Source organism: Methylobacter sp. BBA5.1, from assembly GCF_000746145.1.
GTDB lineage: Bacteria > Pseudomonadota > Gammaproteobacteria > Methylococcales > Methylomonadaceae > Methylobacter > Methylobacter marinus.
This window is the reverse complement of record NZ_JQKS01000002.1, coordinates 179897-200075: the sequence shown is the minus strand read 5'-3', so window position 1 is coordinate 200075 and position 20179 is coordinate 179897. Positions and strand designations below refer to the sequence as shown.

The 20179-nt window shown below is 59.1% G+C and carries 22 protein-coding genes; 4 read left to right on the top strand and 18 right to left on the bottom strand.

Translation table 11 applies throughout. The features are described 5' to 3' along the window. Positions 1–18 precede the first annotated feature (18 nt). Together EK22_RS01975 and EK22_RS01970 are read left to right on the top strand one after the other, a co-directional pair. A complete protein-coding gene (locus tag EK22_RS01975) occupies positions 19–573 on the top strand; it encodes a flavodoxin (RefSeq protein WP_020158615.1) in 555 nt (184 codons plus the stop codon). Beyond that, entirely contained in the window at positions 574–1332 is a 759-nt protein-coding gene (locus EK22_RS01970) for a 4Fe4S-binding leucine-rich repeat protein (protein ID WP_036247513.1), read from the top strand. Between the two features lie 88 nt (positions 1333–1420). On the opposite strand, the gene EK22_RS01965 is transcribed toward EK22_RS01970, so the two are convergent. Further along, positions 1421–2278 (bottom strand): NAD(P)-dependent oxidoreductase, encoded by an 858-nt coding sequence (locus EK22_RS01965; protein WP_036247511.1) that lies wholly within the window; start codon positions 2276–2278, stop codon positions 1421–1423. A gap of 678 nt (positions 2279–2956) precedes the next feature. Between EK22_RS01965 and EK22_RS01960 the strand changes: the two genes are divergently transcribed. Next, entirely contained in the window at positions 2957–3595 is a 639-nt protein-coding gene (locus tag EK22_RS01960) for an MlaC/ttg2D family ABC transporter substrate-binding protein (protein WP_036247509.1), read from the top strand. Positions 3596–3645: 50 nt separating this feature from the next. Here EK22_RS01960 and EK22_RS01955 read toward each other — a convergent pair whose 3' ends face one another. The 16 genes from EK22_RS01955 to EK22_RS01880 all read right to left on the bottom strand — a co-directional run bounded on the left by EK22_RS01955 (position 3646) and on the right by EK22_RS01880 (position 18192). Then, positions 3646–4845, bottom strand: coding sequence for an ABC transporter permease (locus tag EK22_RS01955; RefSeq protein WP_036247506.1), 1200 nt, complete (start codon positions 4843–4845; stop codon positions 3646–3648). A 2-nt stretch (positions 4846–4847) separates the two neighbouring features. Next, positions 4848–6053: an ABC transporter permease gene (locus EK22_RS01950; RefSeq protein WP_036247642.1), complete on the bottom strand. Its 1206-nt coding sequence runs from the start codon at positions 6051–6053 to the stop codon at positions 4848–4850. A 146-nt stretch (positions 6054–6199) separates the two neighbouring features. Continuing rightward, a complete protein-coding gene (locus EK22_RS01945; RefSeq protein ID WP_036247503.1) occupies positions 6200–7306 on the bottom strand; it encodes a lytic murein transglycosylase in 1107 nt (368 codons plus the stop codon). 123 nt (positions 7307–7429) lie between these two features. Further along, complete coding sequence (locus EK22_RS01940; RefSeq protein WP_020158607.1) at positions 7430–7927, bottom strand: bifunctional adenosylcobinamide kinase/adenosylcobinamide-phosphate guanylyltransferase; 498 nt, start codon at positions 7925–7927, stop codon at positions 7430–7432. After that, positions 7924–8868, bottom strand: coding sequence for an adenosylcobinamide-phosphate synthase CbiB (cbiB, locus tag EK22_RS01935; protein WP_235209204.1), 945 nt, complete (start codon positions 8866–8868; stop codon positions 7924–7926). The genes EK22_RS01940 and cbiB overlap by 4 nt, the downstream gene beginning before the upstream one ends. A 71-nt stretch (positions 8869–8939) precedes the next feature. Then, the gene (locus EK22_RS01930; RefSeq protein WP_036247639.1) at positions 8940–10337 is read right to left on the bottom strand and encodes a cobyric acid synthase; all 1398 of its coding nucleotides are present in this window, start codon (positions 10335–10337) and stop codon (positions 8940–8942) included. Between the two features lie 96 nt (positions 10338–10433). Next, positions 10434–11588 (bottom strand): aminotransferase class I/II-fold pyridoxal phosphate-dependent enzyme, encoded by a 1155-nt coding sequence (locus EK22_RS01925; RefSeq protein WP_081917725.1) that lies wholly within the window; start codon positions 11586–11588, stop codon positions 10434–10436. Positions 11589–11856: 268 nt separating this feature from the next. Next, positions 11857–12420 (bottom strand): alpha-ribazole phosphatase, encoded by a 564-nt coding sequence (gene cobC / locus EK22_RS01920; RefSeq protein WP_036247500.1) that lies wholly within the window; start codon positions 12418–12420, stop codon positions 11857–11859. Then, the gene (cobS, locus tag EK22_RS01915) at positions 12405–13151 is read right to left on the bottom strand and encodes an adenosylcobinamide-GDP ribazoletransferase (RefSeq protein WP_036247497.1); all 747 of its coding nucleotides are present in this window, start codon (positions 13149–13151) and stop codon (positions 12405–12407) included. The genes cobC and cobS overlap by 16 nt, the downstream gene beginning before the upstream one ends. Positions 13152–13160: 9 nt before the next feature. After that, the gene (locus EK22_RS01910; RefSeq protein WP_036247494.1) at positions 13161–13607 is read right to left on the bottom strand and encodes a type II toxin-antitoxin system VapC family toxin; all 447 of its coding nucleotides are present in this window, start codon (positions 13605–13607) and stop codon (positions 13161–13163) included. After that, positions 13604–13843, bottom strand: coding sequence for a hypothetical protein (locus EK22_RS01905; RefSeq protein WP_020158600.1), 240 nt, complete (start codon positions 13841–13843; stop codon positions 13604–13606). Before EK22_RS01905 ends, EK22_RS01910 begins: the two co-directional genes overlap by 4 nt. Positions 13844–13971: 128 nt before the next feature. Continuing rightward, complete coding sequence (gene cobT, locus EK22_RS01900) at positions 13972–15006, bottom strand: nicotinate-nucleotide--dimethylbenzimidazole phosphoribosyltransferase (protein ID WP_036247491.1); 1035 nt, start codon at positions 15004–15006, stop codon at positions 13972–13974. Beyond that, positions 14997–15650: a 5,6-dimethylbenzimidazole synthase gene (gene bluB / locus EK22_RS01895; RefSeq protein ID WP_036247489.1), complete on the bottom strand. Its 654-nt coding sequence runs from the start codon at positions 15648–15650 to the stop codon at positions 14997–14999. The genes cobT and bluB overlap by 10 nt, the downstream gene beginning before the upstream one ends. A gap of 133 nt (positions 15651–15783) precedes the next feature. Then, on the bottom strand, positions 15784–16797 hold the full coding sequence (locus EK22_RS01890; protein WP_036247487.1) for an NAD(P)/FAD-dependent oxidoreductase: 1014 nt from the start codon (positions 16795–16797) through the stop codon (positions 15784–15786). Between the two features lie 23 nt (positions 16798–16820). After that, positions 16821–16991, bottom strand: a complete 171-nt coding sequence (locus tag EK22_RS01885) for a rubredoxin (RefSeq protein WP_020158596.1) — start codon at positions 16989–16991, stop codon at positions 16821–16823. A 67-nt stretch (positions 16992–17058) separates the two neighbouring features. Next, entirely contained in the window at positions 17059–18192 is a 1134-nt protein-coding gene (locus EK22_RS01880; protein WP_036247485.1) for a GNAT family N-acetyltransferase, read from the bottom strand. Positions 18193–18341: 149 nt separating this feature from the next. Between EK22_RS01880 and EK22_RS01875 the strand changes: the two genes are divergently transcribed. Further along, positions 18342–18950 (top strand): DUF938 domain-containing protein, encoded by a 609-nt coding sequence (locus EK22_RS01875; protein WP_036247634.1) that lies wholly within the window; start codon positions 18342–18344, stop codon positions 18948–18950. Positions 18951–18954: 4 nt separating this feature from the next. Here the strand turns inward: EK22_RS01875 and EK22_RS01870 are convergent, their stop codons facing one another. Beyond that, positions 18955–20178 carry an HD domain-containing phosphohydrolase gene (locus tag EK22_RS01870; protein WP_036247632.1) on the bottom strand — a complete coding sequence of 408 codons (1224 nt, stop codon included), beginning with the start codon at positions 20176–20178 and terminating at the stop codon, positions 18955–18957. Between the last annotated feature and the right edge of the window lies 1 nt (position 20179).

Genomic DNA, 20179 nt, shown 5'->3' with positions numbered 1-20179 from the left:
CTTCAATACAGGTAATTTATGAGCAAAATCGGCATTTTTTTCGGAACCGATACCGGCAGCACCCGCCTGGTGGCTAAAAAGATTTTTAGCTTATTGGGTGAGGAACTGGCCGACAAACCCAAAAACATCAACCGTACCAGTCCGGCCGAGTTATTGCAGTACGACGCCCTGATACTCGGCACGCCGAGTTATGGCGTCGGCGATTTGCCGGGGCTGGCGGTCGGTTGCCAGGAACCCAATTGGCAGGAGTTTGTGCCTCATCTGGATGATGTCGACCTGTCCGGCAAACGCGTGGCCTTGTTCGGGCTGGGGAATCAGGAACGCTACGCCTCGCGCTTCGCCAGTTCCCTGATCCAGCTTTACCGGGTGTTTTACGGCTACGGCGCCGACATCATCGGTCCCTGGAGCACCGAGGGCTATCAGTTCGAGCATTCCGATTCGATCATCGATAACCAGTTTGTCGGTCTGGTGCTGGACCAGCGCACGCAGCCGTTCCTGACCGAGGAACGGATCAAGGCCTGGCTGGCGCAAATCACCCCGCAGTTGCTGCCGGCGCTGGCGGAGGCGAGCTAAATGCGGCAAACCGGGCCCGAGGCCGATCTGACCCCGTTGGCCGACTGCCGCTCATGCAAATATCGCGATACGCTGCTGGCGGCCGGCACTTGCAAGCCCGGCGATTGCTGCGTGGCGGCGGAAAGCGGCCGGCAAATCGACCGGTTTTTCCGTGCCAATCCGGCCTATGCCGCCGATTACAGTCAGGACCGCTTTTGGGAACGGCGCGCGATCGCCGCGCGTTATCTGCCGGTCCAGGATTTGCGGCCTTTGCTGACCGATCCTGACGAAGCGGTACGGCGCGTATTGGCCTACCGGGTGCCGCTGGAATGGTTGCCGGAATTGCGCAACGACACGGACAGGGAAGTCAGGATAACCGTGGCCGACCGATTGCCGGAGCAACAGCTGGAGCTGATGGCCGAGGACCAGGATTATCTGGTGCGCGTCTATGTCGCCAGGCGCTTGCCGGAAGGCCGCTTGTTCCGCCTGGCGGCCGACCCTGATAATGAGGTGCGGCGTACGGTGGCAGGGCGCCTCCCTTGCGTCAGCCTGGGGCTGATGGCCTATGACCCGGAAGTCGATATCCGCCGCATCGTCGCCCAGCGCATGGACGTTGACGATTTGGCGATGATGAGCAAGGACGATGACTGGATGGTGCGGTACGAAGTGGCGCTGCGGGCAAAGCCGGAACTGCTGCAACAAATGCTCGACGATAGCGAGGAGGACGTCCGCCTCGCCGCCCGGCAGCGCTGGGAGGCTTTATCAGCACTGCCGGGATAGCCGAAGAACCGCTTGAAAAGATGCGAGAGCGGGTAGGCTGGGTTGGAGCTTTGCGGAAACCCGGCATAAAGAGCTGCCAGGTTTCGGCTCAACAACGCCCCGTCACCGCATCGTACACGCAGGAATAATCCTCCCGTCCATGACCGGCCTGGGCGCGTCTGTACAATTGGAGCAGCACGTCGAGCATCGTGGTATCAAGGCCGCGGGCTTCGCGCTTGAACAGGTCGATGTCCTTGATCAGATGCTCGGTGGGAAAATTGGGATTGCGGTAGTCGTGCTCCTGCATTTTCGCCAGCTTTTTGTCGAAGGTCGGCGCATAAAGGGCGCTTTGGCGCAGGATTTCCATGAAACTGTCGACGTCGACGCCGTTTTCCTCGACGAATCCCAGGCTGGTGGAGAAGGCTACGGTCAGCGATGCGATCAGCTGATTCAGCGCCAGTTTCAGCGCGGAAGCCTGGCCCACGGAGCCTATCAAGCGCGGCTCCGGCCCCAGGCAGGTCAACATCGGCCTGACTTCGGCGTACGCGGCTTCGGGGCCACCCGCCATGATGATCAATTTGCCCGAGCGCGCTTCCGGGATGCTGCCGAGTACCGGCGCTTCCAGATAAACGCCGCCGGCATCGTTGACTTGGCCGGCCAGGCGCCGGTTCTCGCCGGGGCCAATGGTCGACATCTGTACCAGCGTCTTGCCCGACAATGCGACATCCCCCAGGGCGGTTTCGACGGCTTGGGCGTCGCTGAGCATGGTAAAAACGATATCGCTGCCGGTTACGGCATCGGCCGGGGTGTCGGCAATCGCCGCGCCCTGGCTTGAAAGCGTTTCCGCCTTGGCGCGGGTGCGGTTCCAGACCCGGATCGGATAGCCTTCATCCAGCAGTCGGCCGGCCATCGGATTTCCCATCAGCCCGGCGCCGAGCCAGGCAATTGCAGGTTTTGTCGTCGCCATGATTGTCTCCTTATGAATAATCCAAATACCGGAATATAACGTTTTTATCGGTTTTTATCATTAATAAGGACTTGCGCAAAAAATGTAAGGGAACCTTCGGACCGACATTCCGCAGCCAATTCAGCCACTACCGGAATAAAATGCGGCTCATACAGATCAAAGGGATTGCCTGTATCGTGCGGATGCATTGTAGGGGCGGACCTACGTGTCCGCCCTGTTTCGGGTGCACAACAAATTATCGGAGAACCGCTGGCCAAAGGTGAACCGTTGGGCAAGGGCGAACACACGTGTCTGTTCATTTTACGGTATCAGGGCAAACGCCGGATTTCGGCACTAACATGCAGTGCGAATACCCTATGGCCCACAAGTACCCATAGGGCATAAATGAACTCAAACCGGCAACCGTGCCACATCAGTTATCCGGCCGCATGGATAGAATCAGGCCGATTTTTACTCTATTAGTCATTCAGATGTATAACCTGGTGGTATAAAGTAGAAGATAAGCCGGGGTTGTCCACCGACATGAGATTGGCGCCGGTTGACCCAGGCAAACGTTCTGGCTTTAAACCCAACCTTTTACAGGCACAATCCGGCCCGTCCGCCGGTTAGGCCAAGTCCGGAATCTGGCCATGAAACGGGACATTTTAACCAGCATTACTATCTTTTCTGGAGTTTTCTATGTTTCACAGGCAATCGTTGTCGCTACTGATACTCTTCTTCAGCTTTTTCGCCTTGCCCCCGGTTGCGCCCGCCGCCGAGGATGCCACACAGGCCCGGCGGGTTATCGAGAACAGCTCGGAACAAATCAAACAGACATTAAAACAGCCGGCCTATCAAAAGGATTTCGACAAGTCGGTCCGGTTTGTCGACGGGATCGTGACCGAATTCGCCGACATGCCTAGAGTGGCGCTGCTGGTATTGGGTAAAAATATCCGCCAGGCCACGCCCGAACAAAGACAGCGCTTCATAGAGGAATTCAAGACCTTGCTGGTACGCACCTATACCCGGGCCTTTCTGGATTACAAGGATTGGAGCCTGACTTTCAAACCTTATGCCGATGACAGGGACGATGGCAGGACCATTGTAAAAACGGTGGTCCATCAGCCGGGGCAGCAGCCTGTTGAAGTCAGCTATCGCATGCTGTTGAACAAGCAAGGCGAGTGGAAGGTTTACGACATCATCATCGGCGGCGTCAGCCTGGTGACTAACTATCGCACCTCTTTTAACCAGGAGATTGCGCAAACGGGCTCGATTGACAGTGTCATACAAAAGCTGGTCGACAAAAACAGCAAGCCCGTCACCGACGATAAAGGCTGAGCCCACCTGAAAATACCCGCCGGAACGGGGCCGGGTCGGGCCTGTTGCCGTCACTCGGCGCGCAACGCTTCCAAAGGTTCCAGCCGGGCCGCCTTCATGGCCGGAGCCACGCCGGCGGCGATGCCGATCAGCAAGGACACCAGAAAGGCCGCCGCGATATAGCTCCAGGCCAGTTGCACCGGCAGCGCCGGCAGGGCCGCCGCGATCAGCCGCACGGTGGCGATGCCGGTCAGCACGCCGACCAGGCCGCCGGTCGCGCTCAGGGCCAGCGCCTCCGATAAAAACAGCTGAAAAATCGTGCGCCGTTCCGCGCCGATGGCGCGCAGCAGGCCGATTTCCGAGATCCGTTCCGATACAGCGATAGTCATGATGGTCAGGATGCCGACCGAACCGACCAGCAATGAAATACTGCCCAGCGCCGCCACGGCCAGGGTCAGGATGCTTAAAATCGAATCCATCTTTTCCAGCATCTGGTTCTGCGTGATGATCGTGAAATCTTCGCTGCCGTGCCGGGCGATCAGGTGCTTCCTGATGGCCTGTTCCAGGCGCGCGACCGGCGCATCGCTTTCATAGAGCAGATCGATCTCCATCAGGCTTTCGCGATTGAACATCTCCAGCGCCTTGGCGGCCGGGATGTAAAGCGTATCGTCCATGTCGAAGCCCAGCAGCTGGCCTTTGCTTTCCATGACGCCGATCACGCGATAGCGGTCGCTGCCGACGCGGATGCGCTGGCCCAGCGGGCTGGCCGTGCCGAACAGTTCCAGTGCCAGCGTATGGCCCAGGACGGCCAGGGCGCGCGGATTGGATTCCTCGCCGGCGGGCAGAAAACGGCCCGAGGCGACGTTGATCTTCCAGATCTCCGGCACGGCCGAGCCGACGCCCAGGACATTGGTGCGCCGCTGCCTGCCGCCGGCTTTGACTTCGGCGTTGCCCTGCACGGTCGGCATGGCGGCAATCACATGGTCCAGCCGGCCCAGGCTTTCGGCATCGGCTATCGATAAAGGCCGCACGGTGCTGATCGTGGAGCCCGAGATGCCGAAGGTCGTGGTTTTGCCGGGCACGACCGCGATCAGGTTGGTGCCGAACTGGGTAAACTCGGTCAGCACGAAGGCATGGATGCCGCGGCCGATGGAGGTCAGTATCACGACCGCGGCGATGCCGATGATGAGGCCTAGGGCGGTCAGGCCCGAACGCAGCTTGTGGCTGATGACGGTGCGGTAGGACAAGGCGATCAGGTCAGCGGCGCGCATGGCTACCTCTTCGCCAGGGCGGTCACGGGGTCGAGGCGCGCGGCTTTTCTGGCCGGCAGCACGCCGAACACCAGCCCCGTCAGCAAGGACACGGCCAGCGCCGCGAACAGCGCCCAGCCCGGTAGGATGAACGGGAAATCGGGATAGGCGGTCTGCAGCCCCCACAGCGCGACTTGCCCCAGCACGACGCCCACTACCGCGCCGGCCAGCGACAGCATCGCCGCTTCGGCCAGAAACAGCCCGTGCAGCTGACGCCGGGTTGCTCCCAAGGCTTTCAGCAGGCCGATTTCGGCGGTGCGCTGCGTCACGCTCACCAGCATGACATTCATGACCAGCACGCCGGCCACGGCCAGACTGATGCCGGCAATGCTGGTCACGGTCAAAGTCAGCGCGGTCAGGATCTTGTCGAAAGTGCTGACGACGCTGTCCTGGGTAATCAGCGTGATATCGTCCTCGCCTTCGTGGCGGGCCTTGATGATGTTGGTGATGTCATCCATGGCCTGAGGCATGACCTGTTTGGACTTGGCTTCCACCAGCACCCGAAACAGCGAGTAGGTGTCGAACAGCGCCTGCGCGGAGGCGACCGGGATGATGACGATTTCGTCGAAGTCGGTGCCGATGGACTGGCCTTTCGAGGACAATATCCCGATGACGCGGAACCGGCGGTCATTGATGCGCAGCCACTGCCCGAGCGCGGGCTTGCCGGGGAACAGCTGTTCGCGGATAGTCTGGCCGATCACGCAGACCGGCATGGCTTTATCGGGATCGGCTTCCGGCAGGAAGCGTCCCTGGGCCAGGGTCAGATGGCGGACGGACAGCAATTCATGCGTCGAGCCGAGGATATTGGTTTCGCGCTCCAGGCCTTCCGTTGAAACCGGCGCCGAACCGACCGCTACCGGGGCGATGGCGGCCACATAGTGGCTCCTGAGCAGGGCATAGGCATCGCCCAGGGTCAGATCCCGGGGCGTTTCGCCGAACAGCGGCGGCGCGCCGCCGACCGTTTCGGTACGCCCGGGCAGGATGATGATCAGATGCGTGCCCAGCGCTTCAAACTCCCGCACGATAAACAGGCGGGCGCTTTCGCCCAGGGCCGTCAGCACGGTCACGGAAGCCACGCCGATGCTCATGGCCAGGATAATCAGCGCGGCGCGCAGGCGCTGGGTCCTGATCGCGCCGAAAGCTTGGGTTAAGGTATCTTTGAAAAACATGGGCCGGCTCCGGAGGCGGCCGTTCATGCGCAAACAGGAACGGCCAATCGGAAGCTAGCCTAACCGAACCGCGATCGATTAAAAAGCGATTTTGCCGTAAACGCCGGCGTAACGTTTAAGGCCACGGCCGGCAAGCGCTAGACGCATTACCTGCCGCCCTGTTCCATCACCAATGCCGGACCTTGCTTGGCCGCGTAACTCTGCTTGATGGCCTGGGCCAGCTGGTGCACGGCCATGGCGTAGTTGTTGCTGTTGTTATAACGCTTGATCACCTTGAAATTGGGGTAAACCTGCCAGTGCTCATTGCCCTGGTAAGTGCTCAGGGCAATCGTCGATTTGGCATTGCCGCCCTTGGCCTGCCTGGCAACCGGCCTGCTGCGCTGCCAGCCGCTGTGCGAGAAATAATTCGCGACGCTGCCGATCGCATCTTTCTGGTTCCATAGATCGCGCACCCCGTCGTGGTCGAAATCGACGGCCAGGCTGCGGAAGCTGCTGGGCATGAATTGCCCGAGCCCCATGGCGCCGGCCCAGGAGCCGACCGGCTCAAGCGGATCGAAGCCTTCCTCGCGCGTCATGAGCAGGAAATTCTCCAGTTCCGAGGTGAAGAATTTGGTGCGTCTTGGAGTATCGAAAGCCAATGTCGCCAGGGCATTGAAGGTGCCGGTCTTGCCGACGTTGCGGCCGAAATAGGTCTCGACGCCGATGATCGCGACAATATATTCGGGATCGACGCCATAGGTGGCGCTGGCTTTCTGGATGATATCGGCGTTATCGATCCAGAATTGCACGCCGTGGCTGATATGCTGATCGGTCAGAAACTTGCTGCGATAGCGCGTCCAGACGCCCGGTTTGGCCGGACCGTGGCCTCGCGGCGCGGTTTCGAGCCGGATAACGGAATCCAGGCGCGTGGCCTGCGAGAACAGGCCGTTCAGATAGGTTTCCGAGAAGCCGTGCTTTTGCACCATGTGCCGGATAAAGTCATGCACAGGCTGCGAGTAGGCGTAAATGCCGGTCAGTGTGCGGGCCGAGTAGGCCGGGGCGGGCACGGAGACAGGCTGGCTGAATGATTGAGCCGGCGGCAGCGAGACCGCGGCTTTGACGACCGGTTTCGGCGCGGATGGAACTTTGTTTTGCGGCATCACGGCGGCCAGCGTATCGGAGCGGCGGTTCTCCGTATCCGTGGCGCAGCCGGCAAGCAACAGGGTTAAAGCTAATTGAAACACCCGTTTATAAGTTATATTTGTTACCAACATATTTTTTATCTTCTTATTAATTAGTGGCCCCCCAAAAAGAGCACCAGGACATCCGGGCGGCATACGGATAACCGTTCCGCGCGGGCGGCGAGATTTCTTATTATTGTTGGCTTCTATTATTGGTTATTTCATCGGTATTGTTAAGCCCGCGCTGCAAAAAAACACCCGGTCGCAATGCTGCCCGATTAATTGCGAGGCCTTGCCGGACAGGTCTACAAAGCGTCTGGCCAGCGGATTGTCGGGAATGATACCTAGCCCGACTTCATTGTGAACCAGGACCATATCGCAGGGAATTTGCAGCACTGCCTGCAGCTCGTCCAGGATGGCGGTTTCGGAATGGCCGTGGTACAGCATGTTGTTGAGCCACATCGATACGCACTCGACCAGCACGGGCCGGCGGCAGTCCTTCAGCGCCTCGAACAGCCTGACGGGCTCTTCCAGCGTATCGAAAAAATCCTGGCGGCGCTGCTTGTGGACGGCGATGCGCGCCTGCATCTCGTCGTCGAAAAACTCGGTCGTGGCCAGATAGTAGGGCTTGAGGTCCCCGGCCTGCTCCAGTATGTAGGTTTCGGCCAGCCGGGACTTGCCGCTTTTGATGCCGCCAATGAACAGCGTTTTCATGTCAGCAGGGCTCCTGCGATCAGGAGGGTCAGCACGATAAGATTAATGCCCGTTTTCATGTTCAATGCTTGTTCCAATGTCGTTTGATTGATCGGATGGATTGACCAGCCCAGTACCGGCTTGTGCTTGATGCGGCCGTGGTAGCGGGCGTCGCCGCCCAGCGCCACGCCCAATGCGCCGGCCATGGCCGCGATCGGGAAGCCGGCGTTGGGGCTTTCGAGCTTGCCGCCGTCGCGCAGGCAGCATTGCCAGGCCCGCCGTCTGTCGTCGGCCAGCGCAATGATCAGCAGCGCCGTCAGCCGGGCCGGCAGGTAATTGGCGATATCGTCCAGCCGGGCCGCGACCTTGCCGAAATAAAAATAGCGTCCGGTCTTGTAGCCGATCATCGAGTCCATCGTATTGACGGCTTTATAGACGGCGATGCCCGGCAGCCCGAACAGGACCAGATAAAACAGCGGCGCGATGACGCCGTCGCTGAGGTTTTCGGCCCAGGTTTCCAGCGCGCCCTTGTAGACCTCCGTTTCGGTCATGGCCCCGGTGTCGCGGCTGACCAGATAGCTCAACGCCTGCCTGGGATTTTCGGCCGTCAGCAGGCCGGCGACGCTGGCGTGCAGCATGTGCATGGCCAGGCCGGTCGAGGCCGCCATGGCTAGAACGGGCAAGGAGAGCCAGGCCGGCAGCAGGCCGGCCAGATAAACCAGTGCGGCGGCTATCGACAGCGTCAGCGCCAGCAGGCCGGTCACGAGTAGCGCGCCGGTCAGGATGCGGCCTTGGTAAAAACGCCGTTCGAAGGCCGAGATAAAGTCGCCCATCCACATCACGGGATGCTTGCCGGGCAGCTCGCCGATCGTCAAATCGATCAGATAGGCCAGTAATGCCAGTTCAAAATACATCGGCCAGACCTGCATAAACGTAGGGTACGCATCGCGTACCTTTTTCAAAGCGGTTTTCTGAATCAAGTTTCCAGGTGGTACGCACTGCGTACCCTACACAACGGATTTTTATATCCATATCAATCCTGCAGCGCCTCCAGAATCGCCGCGATATCCAGCTGCTGCGCGACCATGTCGGCAAAGCCCTGGATTTCGGCCTCGCGGTAGGCCGTATAGTCATAGCCCTGATAGGCCGGATTGATGGCTTTGAAATAAGCGGTGCGAAAGTCGTCATTGTCGAAAATGCCGTGCACATGCGTGCCGGCGACGTGCTCGTGCCGATGCGCCAAAGGATACTTGGCCATGCGGCCGCAATGGATTTCATAGCCTGTGACGGCCGGGCAGGAAAACAGCTCGTACTGCCCGCGCTTGAGGATTTTCGGGATTTTATAGACTACCGTATCGTCGAACAATCCCAGCCCCGTTTCGCTGCCGGCGGTGTCATGCTCGAGCGCATCGGGGTCGTGCAATTTGGTGCAGAACATCTGATAGCCGCCGCAGATGCCGAACACCGGTTTTTCTAGCTGCCGGATCTCGTCGAACAGGCCCAGCGCTTTCAGCCATTGCAGATCGCGGATCACGGTCTTGCTGCCCGGCAGCAGCACCATGTCGAACTGGCCCAGCGGCCGGTAGGCGTCGATCAGTTCTACCTGCACCTCGGCATCGGCCATCAGCGCATCGAGGTCGTTGTAATTGGCCAGGCCCGGGTAGGCGATCACGGCGGCGCGGATTTTGACATCGTTCAGGCGCTGCCGGTAATTCTTCAGCGACTGCGAGTCTTCCATGTCGATATTCAAGGGCTGAAAGGGGAGCACGCCCAGCACGGGCACGCCGAAGCGCTCGCGGATGATCTTCTCGCCCTCGTCGAAAAAGCGCCGGTCGCCGCGGAATTTGTTGATCACGATGCCGATCAGGTTGGCGCGCATGACCGGGTCCATCAACTCCAGGGTGCCGTAAATCGATGCGAAGACGCCGCCGCGCTCGATGTCCGCGACCAGGATGTTTTTGGTATGGAAGGTTTTGGCGATGAAGGTGTTCGACAGGTCCTTGTGCAGCAGATTCAGCTCCACGGGCGAGCCCGCGCCTTCGGCGACGATCAGGTCATAGGACTGCTGCAGGGTCGAGAAGGCCTGCCGGACCTGCTGTTTCAGAGTGCCGATCTCGTCGTAATAGGCGGCGATCGACTCGTTTTTGTAAACCTGGCCGTTGACGACGACCTGCACGCAGCCGTTGCCGTGCGACTTGAGCAGCACCGGATTGAACAGCACGCTGGGCTCGACGCGCGCGGCCTCGGCCTGCAGGCACTGGGCGCGCGAAATCTCGCCGCCTTCCTGCGTGACGGCCGAATTGTTCGAGACGTTCTGCGCCTTGAACGGCGCGACGCGCAGGCCGCGGTCGGCAAAGATGCGGCACAGGGCCGTGACCAGCGTGGTCTTGCCGGCATCCGAACTGGTGCCGAAAACTGCTAAGGGTTTCATTTCAATCATCGCCTAATGTTGTATTAACCACGAAGACCACGAAGGACACGAAGAAAAATATAAACTTCGTGTTCTCTGTGTTCTTCGTGGTTAATATTAAAGTTCAGAGGTTATCGTATTCAGGCATCGCGCCAGCTCGGCAATCGCCTGTTCGTCCTTGACGGCAAAGCGCACATGATAGCGGGTCAGCCCGGTAAAATTATCGCAGACGCGGATCAGGATGCGCGACGGCGCGAGTTTCTCCTGCAATTGATAGCCGTCCATGCCGGCCAGTTCCGCCAGCAGGAAATTGGCCTGTCCGTCATAAATGCGCCGGAACAGGCCGCAGTCCGACAGGGCTCGATGCAACTGCCCGCGCAGTTCGCTTGTCTGCCGGCGGGTCTGTCCGATAAAAGCCGTATTTGCCAGCGCCTGCTGCATGTAAGCCATGTCGAGGCTGGACAGTTTCCAGGCCGGCTCCAGGCGTTTCAGCGCTTCGATCGCCGGACTGGCCGCCATGACAAAGCCGATGCGGATGCCGGCGCAGCCGTAAAATTTGCTCAGCGATTTGATCAGGTACAGTTTGTCGTAGTGTCCGATATGGCCGGCGACCGATTTATTTTCACAAAGCTTCCGCTCCTCAGCAATCGCTCCCGGCATTGCCCCTTGTGCCCCAGAGGGTATACCTCCTGCATTCATGCAGTCATGCTCACGCCCCTTGCCTACGTCCTGTAGGCAAAAGTCCAGAAACGACTCGTCGATGATGATCGTGCAGTCGGCGGCCCGCCATTTGTCCAGCCAGTCCTTCAGGTCGTAAAGCCGGCCGTCCGGCGTCGATGGATTGACGAAAATGACCGTGCTGCCTCGCGGGACATCGGCCGCCGGATCGACAAACCGGTCGATGGTATGCAGCCGGCAGCCGAGCTCGCCGGCGATATGCGCATATTCGCCATAGAGCGGCGCGTACAAGACCAGATCGTCGGGCTGCAGAAAGCGCAGCAGGGCAAAAATGGCCGCGCTGGCGCCGTTGAAGACTTCGATATCGGCGCCGGGCGGGCCGGGGTAGCGTTCCTGCAGCGCCTGTTTCAACAAGCCGTAATGCGGATCGGCATAAGGGCCGAGCTGCACCTGCTGCAGACAGTCCAGCGTTGCCGCCTGCCGCGGGTTGATATTGGCCGAGAAATCCAGCACCTGCCGGGGCAGGCAGCCCAGGTTTTGAGCGAACCGGTAGATATTGCCGCCGTGCTTCATGAATAAACTGATGTCATGCAAGGGTTAAATATTTTTACCATGAAGCGTAGGGTACGCATCGCGTACCATTTTTGATGACCTAACACCCCAAAAGGTACGAGACTGTGAAAGTATTCAATTTAAAGGGTTTAACCACGAAGGACACGAAGAGCACGAAGTTTTAAGTTTTTGATTAACTTAATTTTTTCTTCGTGTCCTTCGTGATCTTCGTGGTGAATAAGGCTTTTTATGACGTTTTTCACTAATTCTTTCACAGCCTCGTACGCGATGCGTACCCTACAAACTTCATTTACAAGTTGATGTAATCCACGTAAGTGAAATCGACGCTGTGCCGCAGCTTATGCACGGAGCCGGCGTCGATGCGCAATTGGAACGAATTGGCCAAGGGCATGTTCAGGGCGCGCGCCAGCAGGGCGCGGATCACGCCCGCATGGGTGATGACCAGCACCTGCTCAGCCTTGACCGTCGCCAGATCCTGCCAGAAGCCGCCCGCGCGCAGGTACAGATCCTCGAAATTCTCGCCGTTCGGCGGCGCGGCCTTGACGAAATCATTGGTCCAGTTTTGCACGGCATCGGCATCGATATCGTCGAAGCGTCGCCCTTCCCAATCGCCGAAATGCAGCTCCTTCAGGCGCTCATCGGTGGTCACGGCTTCCGAAAAGGTTTTGGCCAGCTCCAGGCAGCGCGTCAGCGGGCTGCTAAACACCTTGCAGCCGGCATCGAACTCGGGCAGTTTGTCATGCAGATCCTGGGCCTCGTCGGCAAAACTGTCGGCCAGACCGATGTCGCTGTGGCCGTAGCAAAGCCCCGGTTCCGCGGCCGTGTTGGTATGGCGAATCAGATAAATGTCCATAAAATACTCACACTCAAATAAAAAACGGTTTCGGCGATCTGCTGGCTGGCGCCGAGGCAATCGCCGGTATAGCCGCCGATACGGCGGTAAAAATAACGCCCCAACAGCCAGTCGGCAGCCAGCACGGGCAGGATCGCCAGCCAGCAGAAGGCCGGCAGCAGCAGCAAAGGCACTAAAGCCAGGCTTGCCGCAAACAGCAGACCGGCGATGCCGGGCCTGAAAACGGCGGCGCCGGCCTTGCTGTGGTCGATGCGCGCATAAGCGTAACGGCGCATGATCAGCAAGGGCGGCAGCCGGCTGAAGCTGTGCCCTGCAAGCAACAACAACGGCACGGCGGCCGCCGGCAGCGCGCCGAGCACGCTGATCTTCAGCGCCAGCAGCAGCACCAGGCCGAGTACGCCATAGCTGCCTGTCCTCGGGTCCTTCATGATCTCCAGTATGCGCGGCTTGTCGAAGCCGCCGCCGAAGCCGTCGCAGACATCGGCGAAGCCGTCTTCATGGAAGGCGCCGGTAACAAGAATGCCTGCAACAAGCGCCATGATGACGGCTGTCTGCTGCGGCCACAGCCCATCGGCCAGATAAAAACTCGCTGCCGACAGCCCGCCGACCAGCCAGCCGACCAGCGGCAGGTAAACCGCGGCTTCGGGCAGCTGCCTGTAATCCAGCTTTTGGGGCACGGGCAGGCGCGTGTAGAAACCGAGGGCCAGCAGGAAAAGTCTTGGATGGGGCATGACTGTCTTTCAGATTGTCCAGTCTTCGGTACTTAAATCTGCAAAAACAGTTTGGATATCGGTAAAAATTTTGTCGGCGCTGACCAGCATGCAATTTTCCGTGATTGCGGTCGAGATCATCATCAAGTCTATATTGTGTTTTTTAAGATTCTCTTGATTGAGGTTACGCAAATCCTTGATGGATTTTTTTAACAAACCGAAAAGCTCGGCTCCTTGGGGAGTCAAGGGTAAACAGCAAAAATCTTTTTGCATTTGAATGATTTTTTGCCGAATACGGAGTTTTTTACTTTCCGGCGCATTGGCGAAACCGTATTCAAATTCATAGAGCGACAGTACCGAAAAACAGACTTTGTCGGCATCAGTGAGCATTGATAGGCGCTGCAGAATTTTAGGGTGCGCTAAAGCCGACGCATTATAAAGGTCTGACAGCGTGTTGGAGTCGAGTAAATAATTCATTCGGATTTAAAGGCAAAATCTTGCTTGAATTCTTTCATATCCTGCTTGAATTGCTCGGTATGCTCTTCCAGATCAATAGGATTTTCGGCAATGCGCTCGGCAAGCTGCGCCCATTTTGACGGTTTTTGCCGTGCTTCCAGCGCGCGACGGATGGCGTCATAGATGAATTGATCAGGATTCGGTAAATGGTTGATCTGCTCCACCATTTCATGGGGTAAATTGATAATGTGCTGCATGGTTTTATACTCCGGTTACGCAATTGTATAGTCAATGGTCAATAGGATGCGAAACTCAGGAAGGAATTCACTGCCAGATTAACCGATTGATGGAACTTATTAAAGTTTCAGTTGCATGCTGAGGATTTTTAATGATCAACCCCGGCCTCATCGAACGATGCCATCTCATTCAGCATCAGCACGGCCGACTGCAGCAGCGGATAGGCCAGGGCGATGCCGGAGCCTTCGCCGAGCCGCAGGTCCAGATTGATAAGCGCACGTGCATTGAAGTGCTCAAGCAGCGCCTGATGCCCCTGTTCGCGCGAGACATGGCTGAACACGCAATAATCGAGCACCTGCGGATGCAGCCGGCTGGCCACGAGCAGGGCGCTGCCGGCGATGAAGCCGTCGACCGGGATCAGCATGCCCAGCTCGGCCGCCTTCAGATAGGCGCCGGTCATCATGGCGATCTCGAAGCCGCCGAACGTCGTCAGGGCCGCCAGGGGTTCGGTAATGGCCGGGTGCCGCTCCAGCGCCTGCCGCAATACCGCGACCTTGTTGCTCAGTTGTTCGTCGTTCAGGCCGGTGCCGCGGCCTACGCATTGTTCCAGCGGCAGTCCCGTCAGCACATGCATGAGCAGGGCGGCGGACGAGGTGTTGCCGATGCCCATTTCGCCGAAGCCGATGCAGTTGCAGCCCAGCTTGTGCTGGCTTGAGACAATTTCCGCGCCCGTTTGCAGGGCTTCCAGGCATTGCCGGTCGGTCATGGCCGGTTCCGTCAGGAAGTTGCGCGTGCCCTTGGCTATCTTGGCGCCGATCAGCGCCGGATGGCTGTCCAGATCGGCATTGACGCCGGCATCGACGACCAGCAGTTCCATGCCGTGCTGGCGCGCGAACACGCTGACCGCCGCGCCGCCGGCCAGAAAATTGGCGACCATTTGCGCGGTCACGGCCTGCGGATAGGCGCTGACGCCGGCTTCGGCCACGCCGTGATCGCCCGCGAAAACGATGAGGCAGGGCTTGTTCAGGCGGGGCGTCAGGGTGTTCTGGATCAGGCCGATCCGCAGCGCCAGTGTTTCGAGCAGGCCCAGCGCCCCCAAAGGCTTGGTCTTCTGGTCGATTTTTTGCTGCAGGGCGGGGCGAAGCGTTGACGAGAGCGGGGCGATGGAGAAATTCAGCGGCACGGTGTATCCCAGGTATTTTCAAATAATAAAGTGTCCAGATCCTTGCGCTCGGCCCATTGCGCCTGTTCCAGCATCGGCTTGTCGTAGAATTCGGCGACATGGCCCAGGCACAGGATCGCTACGGGCTGGCTGTCTTCGGGCATCTTCAGCAGGGCTTTGACGTGTTCGGGCTCGAACAGGGACACCCAGCCCATCCCCAGGCCTTCCGCCCTGGCCGCCAGCCACAGGTTTTGTATCGCGCAGGCCAGGGAGGCCAGATCCATGTCCGGCAGCGTGCGCCGGCCGAAAATGTAGTGCTCGCGCCGTTCGCACAAGGCGGCCACCAGCACGACCGCGCATTCGCGTATGCCTTCCACCTTCAGCTTCATGAACTCGTCCTCGCGCTCGCCCAAAGCCCGGGCCGTATTGATGCGCTCCTGCTCGACCAGCGCATGCAGTGCATTGCGCAGACCGGGATCGCTGATGCGCACGAACCGCCACGGCTGCATGAAGCCGACGCTGGGTGCGTGATGCGCGGCCTGCAGCAGGCGCTTCAGGACTTCGGGATCAACCGGGTCGGGCAGGAAGTGGCGCATATCGCGGCGTTCGTAAATGGCGCGGTAGACGGCGGCGATTTCGTCGTCGGCGTAACGGTGTCGGGTCATGGTACTGATCAATATTAAACGGCCCGGTGGGGGCGACTTCAGTCGCCTATTATCGCCCAGAATGCAAGGATGAGTCTAAATAAGTCATAGATAGCCAACGTAGGGTATGCATTGCATACCCTACGCTACGATGTTAGAAAAGATAAGGATGGGTCGCTTCGAAACCGTGCACTTTGGCTTTCGGATTGAAAGCCGGCGGCTGCCAGTCTCCGCTTTCCTGGCCGGCCAGGAAGCCGGCCAGCCATAAGGCCTGGTTGCGGATCGGCAGAATAAACGCGTATAGCTTGCCGTTCGGCAGTTCGGCGACATCGCCGAGCGCGTAGATATGTTCGTCCGAGGTCTGCAGCCGCTGATTGACCTTGATGCCTCGGCCCGTTTCCAGGCCCGCCTGTTCGGCCAGCTCCGTGCGCGGCTTGAAGCCGGTGGCCACGATCACGGCATCAAAAGCGGCCGAGACGTCGGTATTGACGCTGACTTTATCGCCTTCCCGCGAAAAGCCCTGCACCGCCTGGTGCAACAAGACTTTCACGCCCGAGCCTTTGAGCACGTTCAGCAGGGATACCGAGTCCTCCGTGACCAGCTGGCGCTCCATGAGCCGGCCCGAGGCATGATACAGCGTTACCGGGTCGCCCGAAACGGCCAGGTCGGAGGCCACCTCGCAGCCGATCAGGCCGCCGCCGATGATGGCCCAGGCAGGCCGCCGGTTCCGGTCCAGAAAGCCTTGCCGGAACCGGCGCAGCTTTTTCAGATCGACCAGATTGTTCAAGCGGAAAAACAGCTCATCATAAGGCCTGAACGGCGGCGGGATGAAAGCGGAGGAACCCTGCGCCAGTATCAGCTTGTCGTACGACAGCAGGGTCTGTTGATCGGGGCCGTTGACGGCGACGGTCCGCTCGGCCGGATTGATGGCCGTGACTTCGGCGGCGCTGATGATGTCGATACTCTGCGCGCGCAGCTTGTCGAAGGGTTTCAGGATGATGGACTGTTCGATAGTGTCGGTGCTGAAGCCCCGCGACAGCAGCGGCCGCGAATAATAGCCGTCATTCTCGCGCGTGATCAGCGTAAGCCGCGCATCGGGACACAATGCGCGGTATTTTTCCGCGAAGCTGACGCCGCCCACGCCGGAGCCGATGATAACAATATGCATACGGTTCTCTTTAAGGTACGGGATTATTCCATCAACTCATAAGCGCTTTTCTCGGCGCCGCATTCAGGACAGCGCCAGTCGTCGGGTATGTCCTCAAAGCGCGTCCCCGGTTCTATGCCTGTATCGAAATCGCCTTCCGCTTCATCATAGATATGACCGCAAACGCTGCACCGGTATTTTTTAAAGTCGGACATAAACGCTCCTCTCGTGCTGGTTAAAAAACAATTATTTCTGACTGTAACAGATCTTTTTTAGTTTTAACTAGTCTTTTTTAAACGGCAGATAGGTCGCCGCATCCTGCTTATAAAGCGCCACGGCTTGTCGTTCTTCATGCAGAAAATGTTCCACGGCCCTGGCAAATTCGGCATCCTTGAGCCAATGCGCCGAACAGGTCGTGACCGGCTCGAATCCCCGAGCGATTTTATGTTCGCCCTGGGCGCCGGAGTCGAAGCGCTTCAGGCCGTGCGCGATGCAATATTCCAGCCCCTGATAGTAACAGGCTTCGAAATGCAGGTTGTTGTATTCTTCATAGCAGCCCCAATAGCGGCCGTAGAGCGTATCGGCGCCGATCACGCTCAATGCCGCGCCGACGTATTGATCGTCCTTGACCGCCAGCACCAGCAGCAACTTTTCGCCCATCGTCGCCGCCAGCTGCTCGAAAAAGGCCAGGTTCAGGTAGGGTGACATGCCGTTTTTCAGATAGGTCATCGTGTAGAACTGAAAGAACGCCTGCCACTGCGCCGGACTGACTTCACGGCCGCTGAGCCGGCGCAGCTCGATGCCTTGTTCGCAGACCCGCCGGCGCTCGCGTTTGATCATCTTGCGCTTGCTTGAACTGAAGGTTTGCAGGAAGTCATCGAAATCGCGGTAGCCCCGGTTGAGCCAGTGAAACTGCACGCTTTCGCGCAGGCTCAATCCCTGGTCGCGCAGCCATTGCGCCTGCTCTGGCTCGGGAAACAGGCAATGCCAGGAGGAGATGCCGTTCTGTTCGGATAACTGCTTGATGAAGGCAACCAGCAGGCGCGTGACTTCCTGCGCGTCGGCCGATTCATCGACCATCATGCGCGGCCCCTGGCAGGGCGTGAACGGAATCGCGGTCAGCCATTTCGGGTAATAATTCAGGCCGCACTGCTGATGGGCGTGCGCCCACTGCTGGTCGAACACATATTCGCCGCGCGAGTGCGTCTTCAGGTACAGCGGCATGCAGGCCCGCGGCACATCATTCCGCAGCATCAGCAAATGATGCGGCGACCAGCCGGTTTCGGCCGCCGCGCAGCCGCTCTGCTCCAGTGCCAGCAAGAATTCGTGGCGCAGAAATGGATAGCCGTCCCCGGCCAGCCGGTTCCAGGTTCCGGCATCGACTTGCGCCATGCTGGTGATCGGTTTTACGTCCATTTTTAGCGATGAATCAGATGAATTAGTAGCAGGGTATCATTAAACAGCGGATTAAATTCTACAACTATCGGCTGAGTTTTATTGCTCCGGGTTCCATGAAGCGTCCAAAAAACTTATCATTGGCAGGTGAACAAATCCTTTGAATGGCCATGACCAACAGACCCTTTTCCCAAGCTTGCGAGAACAATAAAGACCCCATTCTTCGGGTGATCCGCCCTGTTTTCAGCCGGCCGCTTACGGTCTGGGAAATCGGCAGCGGCACGGGGCAGCACGCCTGCTATTTTGCCGGGCAGCTGCCGCATGTCAACTGGCAGCCGACCGACCGGCAGGAGAATATCGCCGGCATCGAGCTGTGGCGGCAGGCGGCAGGGCTGGCGAATCTGAGGCCGCCGCTGATCCTCGACGTGACCGATGCCGCATGGCCGTGCACTCGTATCGAGGCGCTGTTCACGGCCAATACGCTGCACATCATGAGCTGGCGGCAGGTTCAGGTTTTCTTTGACCGCCTGGGCCAATACCTGGCCCCGGACGCGCCGGTATGCATTTACGGGCCTTTCAACTATCAAGGCCGTTATACCAGCGACAGCAACGCCCGGTTCGACCAGTGGCTGAAGAGCAGGGACCCGCTCAGCGGCATCCGGGATTTCGAAGCGGTCAAGGCTTTGGCGGCCTCGATCGGGTTGCAGCTGGTGGACGATGTCGCGATGCCGGCCAACAACCGTCTGCTGGTGCTGAGTAGGCAGGCGGATTCCGGCTGAAGGCTCAAGCCGTCGCCAGCCGGTAGCATTCGTCGGCATGGTCGATCAGCGCGCCGACGACCTGCGCATCGAGCCGGCCTTGCGCGACGAGTGCCTGCAAATGCCCGATAATTTCATCCTTCGCCAGCCGGCCGCGGTACGAGCGGTGCTGTGCGAACGCCTGAAAAATATCGGCAACGCTGATGATGCGCGCTTCCAGATGGATCTCTTTGGGCGCGCGCTTGAACGGATAGCCCAGGCCGAGCAGATTTTCATGGTGATAGCCGGCCCAGACCGGTATCGGCGTGTGGCCGAATACGCGCCGCAGAATCCGATAAGTGTCATAGCTGTGCCGGCGGATGCAGGCGTATTCCCGATCGGTCAGCGGCCCCGGCTTTTCGATAATGGCCTCGTCGACGCGCAGCTTGCCGATGTCGTGCAGCAGGCCCGCGATTTCGATCAGGTCCAGCACCGGTCCCGTCCTGCCCAGCTGTTCGGCCAGGTAGCGCGCGATCTTGGCGACGCGCTCGGAGTGTTCCTCGGTGTAGTGGCTTTTGGCGTCGACGATGCGCGAGAACAGCAGCGCCAGTGCGCGCAGTTCATCCATATTCAGCGTAATCTGAGTCTGATGACTCTTGAACTCAGCCAGTTCCTCGTCCAGATACTCCGGGTCCATGGACAGCCAGAAGGCTTCCTCGTCGGCGGCATGGGCGAAGGCTTCGACCAGTTCGGGCGCGAACATGCGGCCGGCCTGCTTTCTGGCATAATCGACGATGGCCGGGTATTCCAGCAGAATCTGTTCGCTGCCGATATAAGGCAGTTGCAGCGTGTCGGCGCGGTCGGCAAGATAGATCAGGTTCGAGCGCAAGCGCGTGGTTTCATTCAAAGGCAAGCTCTGCAATTTCTCCCAGCGCGTGTGATGGTAGCGGACGTCGATGGCCAGATGGGCCAGCGGCGCGCAGGCTCGTAAGTAGGCGTCGGCGCGGATACAATGCGCCTCCGCGCCGTCCCACTCCAGGGTTTCGGATATAAGGCGGTGCTCCTGCACCCGGGAGACGCCGCAGTCGTGCAGCATGCCGGCGTGCATCAGCGTCAGGCAGTCGGCCTTGCTCCAGCCCAGTTCCCGGGCCACGTTCTTGGCCATGATCGCGACGCGCTTGCCGTGCTTGACTTCGTCGATGCCGACCAGATCCAGTGAACTGCTCAAGGCCGTCACTGTGCTGTGTAGGTCAATTTTCAGTTGTTCCATG

Bases quoted from the DNA above. Each gene is read 5' to 3' on its own strand.
- EK22_RS01950 (WP_036247642.1), bottom strand. From the start codon at position 6,053: ATGTTTTTCAAAGATACCTTAACCCAAGCTTTCGGCGCGATCAGGACC.
- EK22_RS01870 (WP_036247632.1), bottom strand. From the start codon at position 20,178: ATGGAACAACTGAAAATTGACCTACACAGCACAGTGACGGCCTTGAGC.
- EK22_RS01905 (WP_020158600.1), bottom strand. From the start codon at position 13,843: ATGCAGCACATTATCAATTTACCCCATGAAATGGTGGAGCAGATCAAC.
- EK22_RS01885 (WP_020158596.1), bottom strand. From the start codon at position 16,991: ATGTCCGACTTTAAAAAATACCGGTGCAGCGTTTGCGGTCATATCTAT.
- EK22_RS01945 (WP_036247503.1), bottom strand. From the start codon at position 7,306: ATGTTGGTAACAAATATAACTTATAAACGGGTGTTTCAATTAGCTTTA.
- EK22_RS01875 (WP_036247634.1), top strand. From the start codon at position 18,342: ATGACCAACAGACCCTTTTCCCAAGCTTGCGAGAACAATAAAGACCCC.
- EK22_RS01940 (WP_020158607.1), bottom strand. From the start codon at position 7,927: ATGAAAACGCTGTTCATTGGCGGCATCAAAAGCGGCAAGTCCCGGCTG.
- EK22_RS01975 (WP_020158615.1), top strand. From the start codon at position 19: ATGAGCAAAATCGGCATTTTTTTCGGAACCGATACCGGCAGCACCCGC.
- bluB (WP_036247489.1), bottom strand. From the start codon at position 15,650: ATGACCCGACACCGTTACGCCGACGACGAAATCGCCGCCGTCTACCGC.
- cobS (WP_036247497.1), bottom strand. From the start codon at position 13,151: ATGCCCCATCCAAGACTTTTCCTGCTGGCCCTCGGTTTCTACACGCGC.
- EK22_RS01965 (WP_036247511.1), bottom strand. From the start codon at position 2,278: ATGGCGACGACAAAACCTGCAATTGCCTGGCTCGGCGCCGGGCTGATG.
- EK22_RS01910 (WP_036247494.1), bottom strand. From the start codon at position 13,607: ATGAATTATTTACTCGACTCCAACACGCTGTCAGACCTTTATAATGCG.
- cobC (WP_036247500.1), bottom strand. From the start codon at position 12,420: ATGGACATTTATCTGATTCGCCATACCAACACGGCCGCGGAACCGGGG.
- EK22_RS01960 (WP_036247509.1), top strand. From the start codon at position 2,957: ATGTTTCACAGGCAATCGTTGTCGCTACTGATACTCTTCTTCAGCTTT.
- EK22_RS01880 (WP_036247485.1), bottom strand. From the start codon at position 18,192: ATGGACGTAAAACCGATCACCAGCATGGCGCAAGTCGATGCCGGAACC.
- EK22_RS01955 (WP_036247506.1), bottom strand. From the start codon at position 4,845: ATGCGCGCCGCTGACCTGATCGCCTTGTCCTACCGCACCGTCATCAGC.
- EK22_RS01930 (WP_036247639.1), bottom strand. From the start codon at position 10,337: ATGAAACCCTTAGCAGTTTTCGGCACCAGTTCGGATGCCGGCAAGACC.
- EK22_RS01890 (WP_036247487.1), bottom strand. From the start codon at position 16,797: ATGCATATTGTTATCATCGGCTCCGGCGTGGGCGGCGTCAGCTTCGCG.
- EK22_RS01970 (WP_036247513.1), top strand. From the start codon at position 574: ATGCGGCAAACCGGGCCCGAGGCCGATCTGACCCCGTTGGCCGACTGC.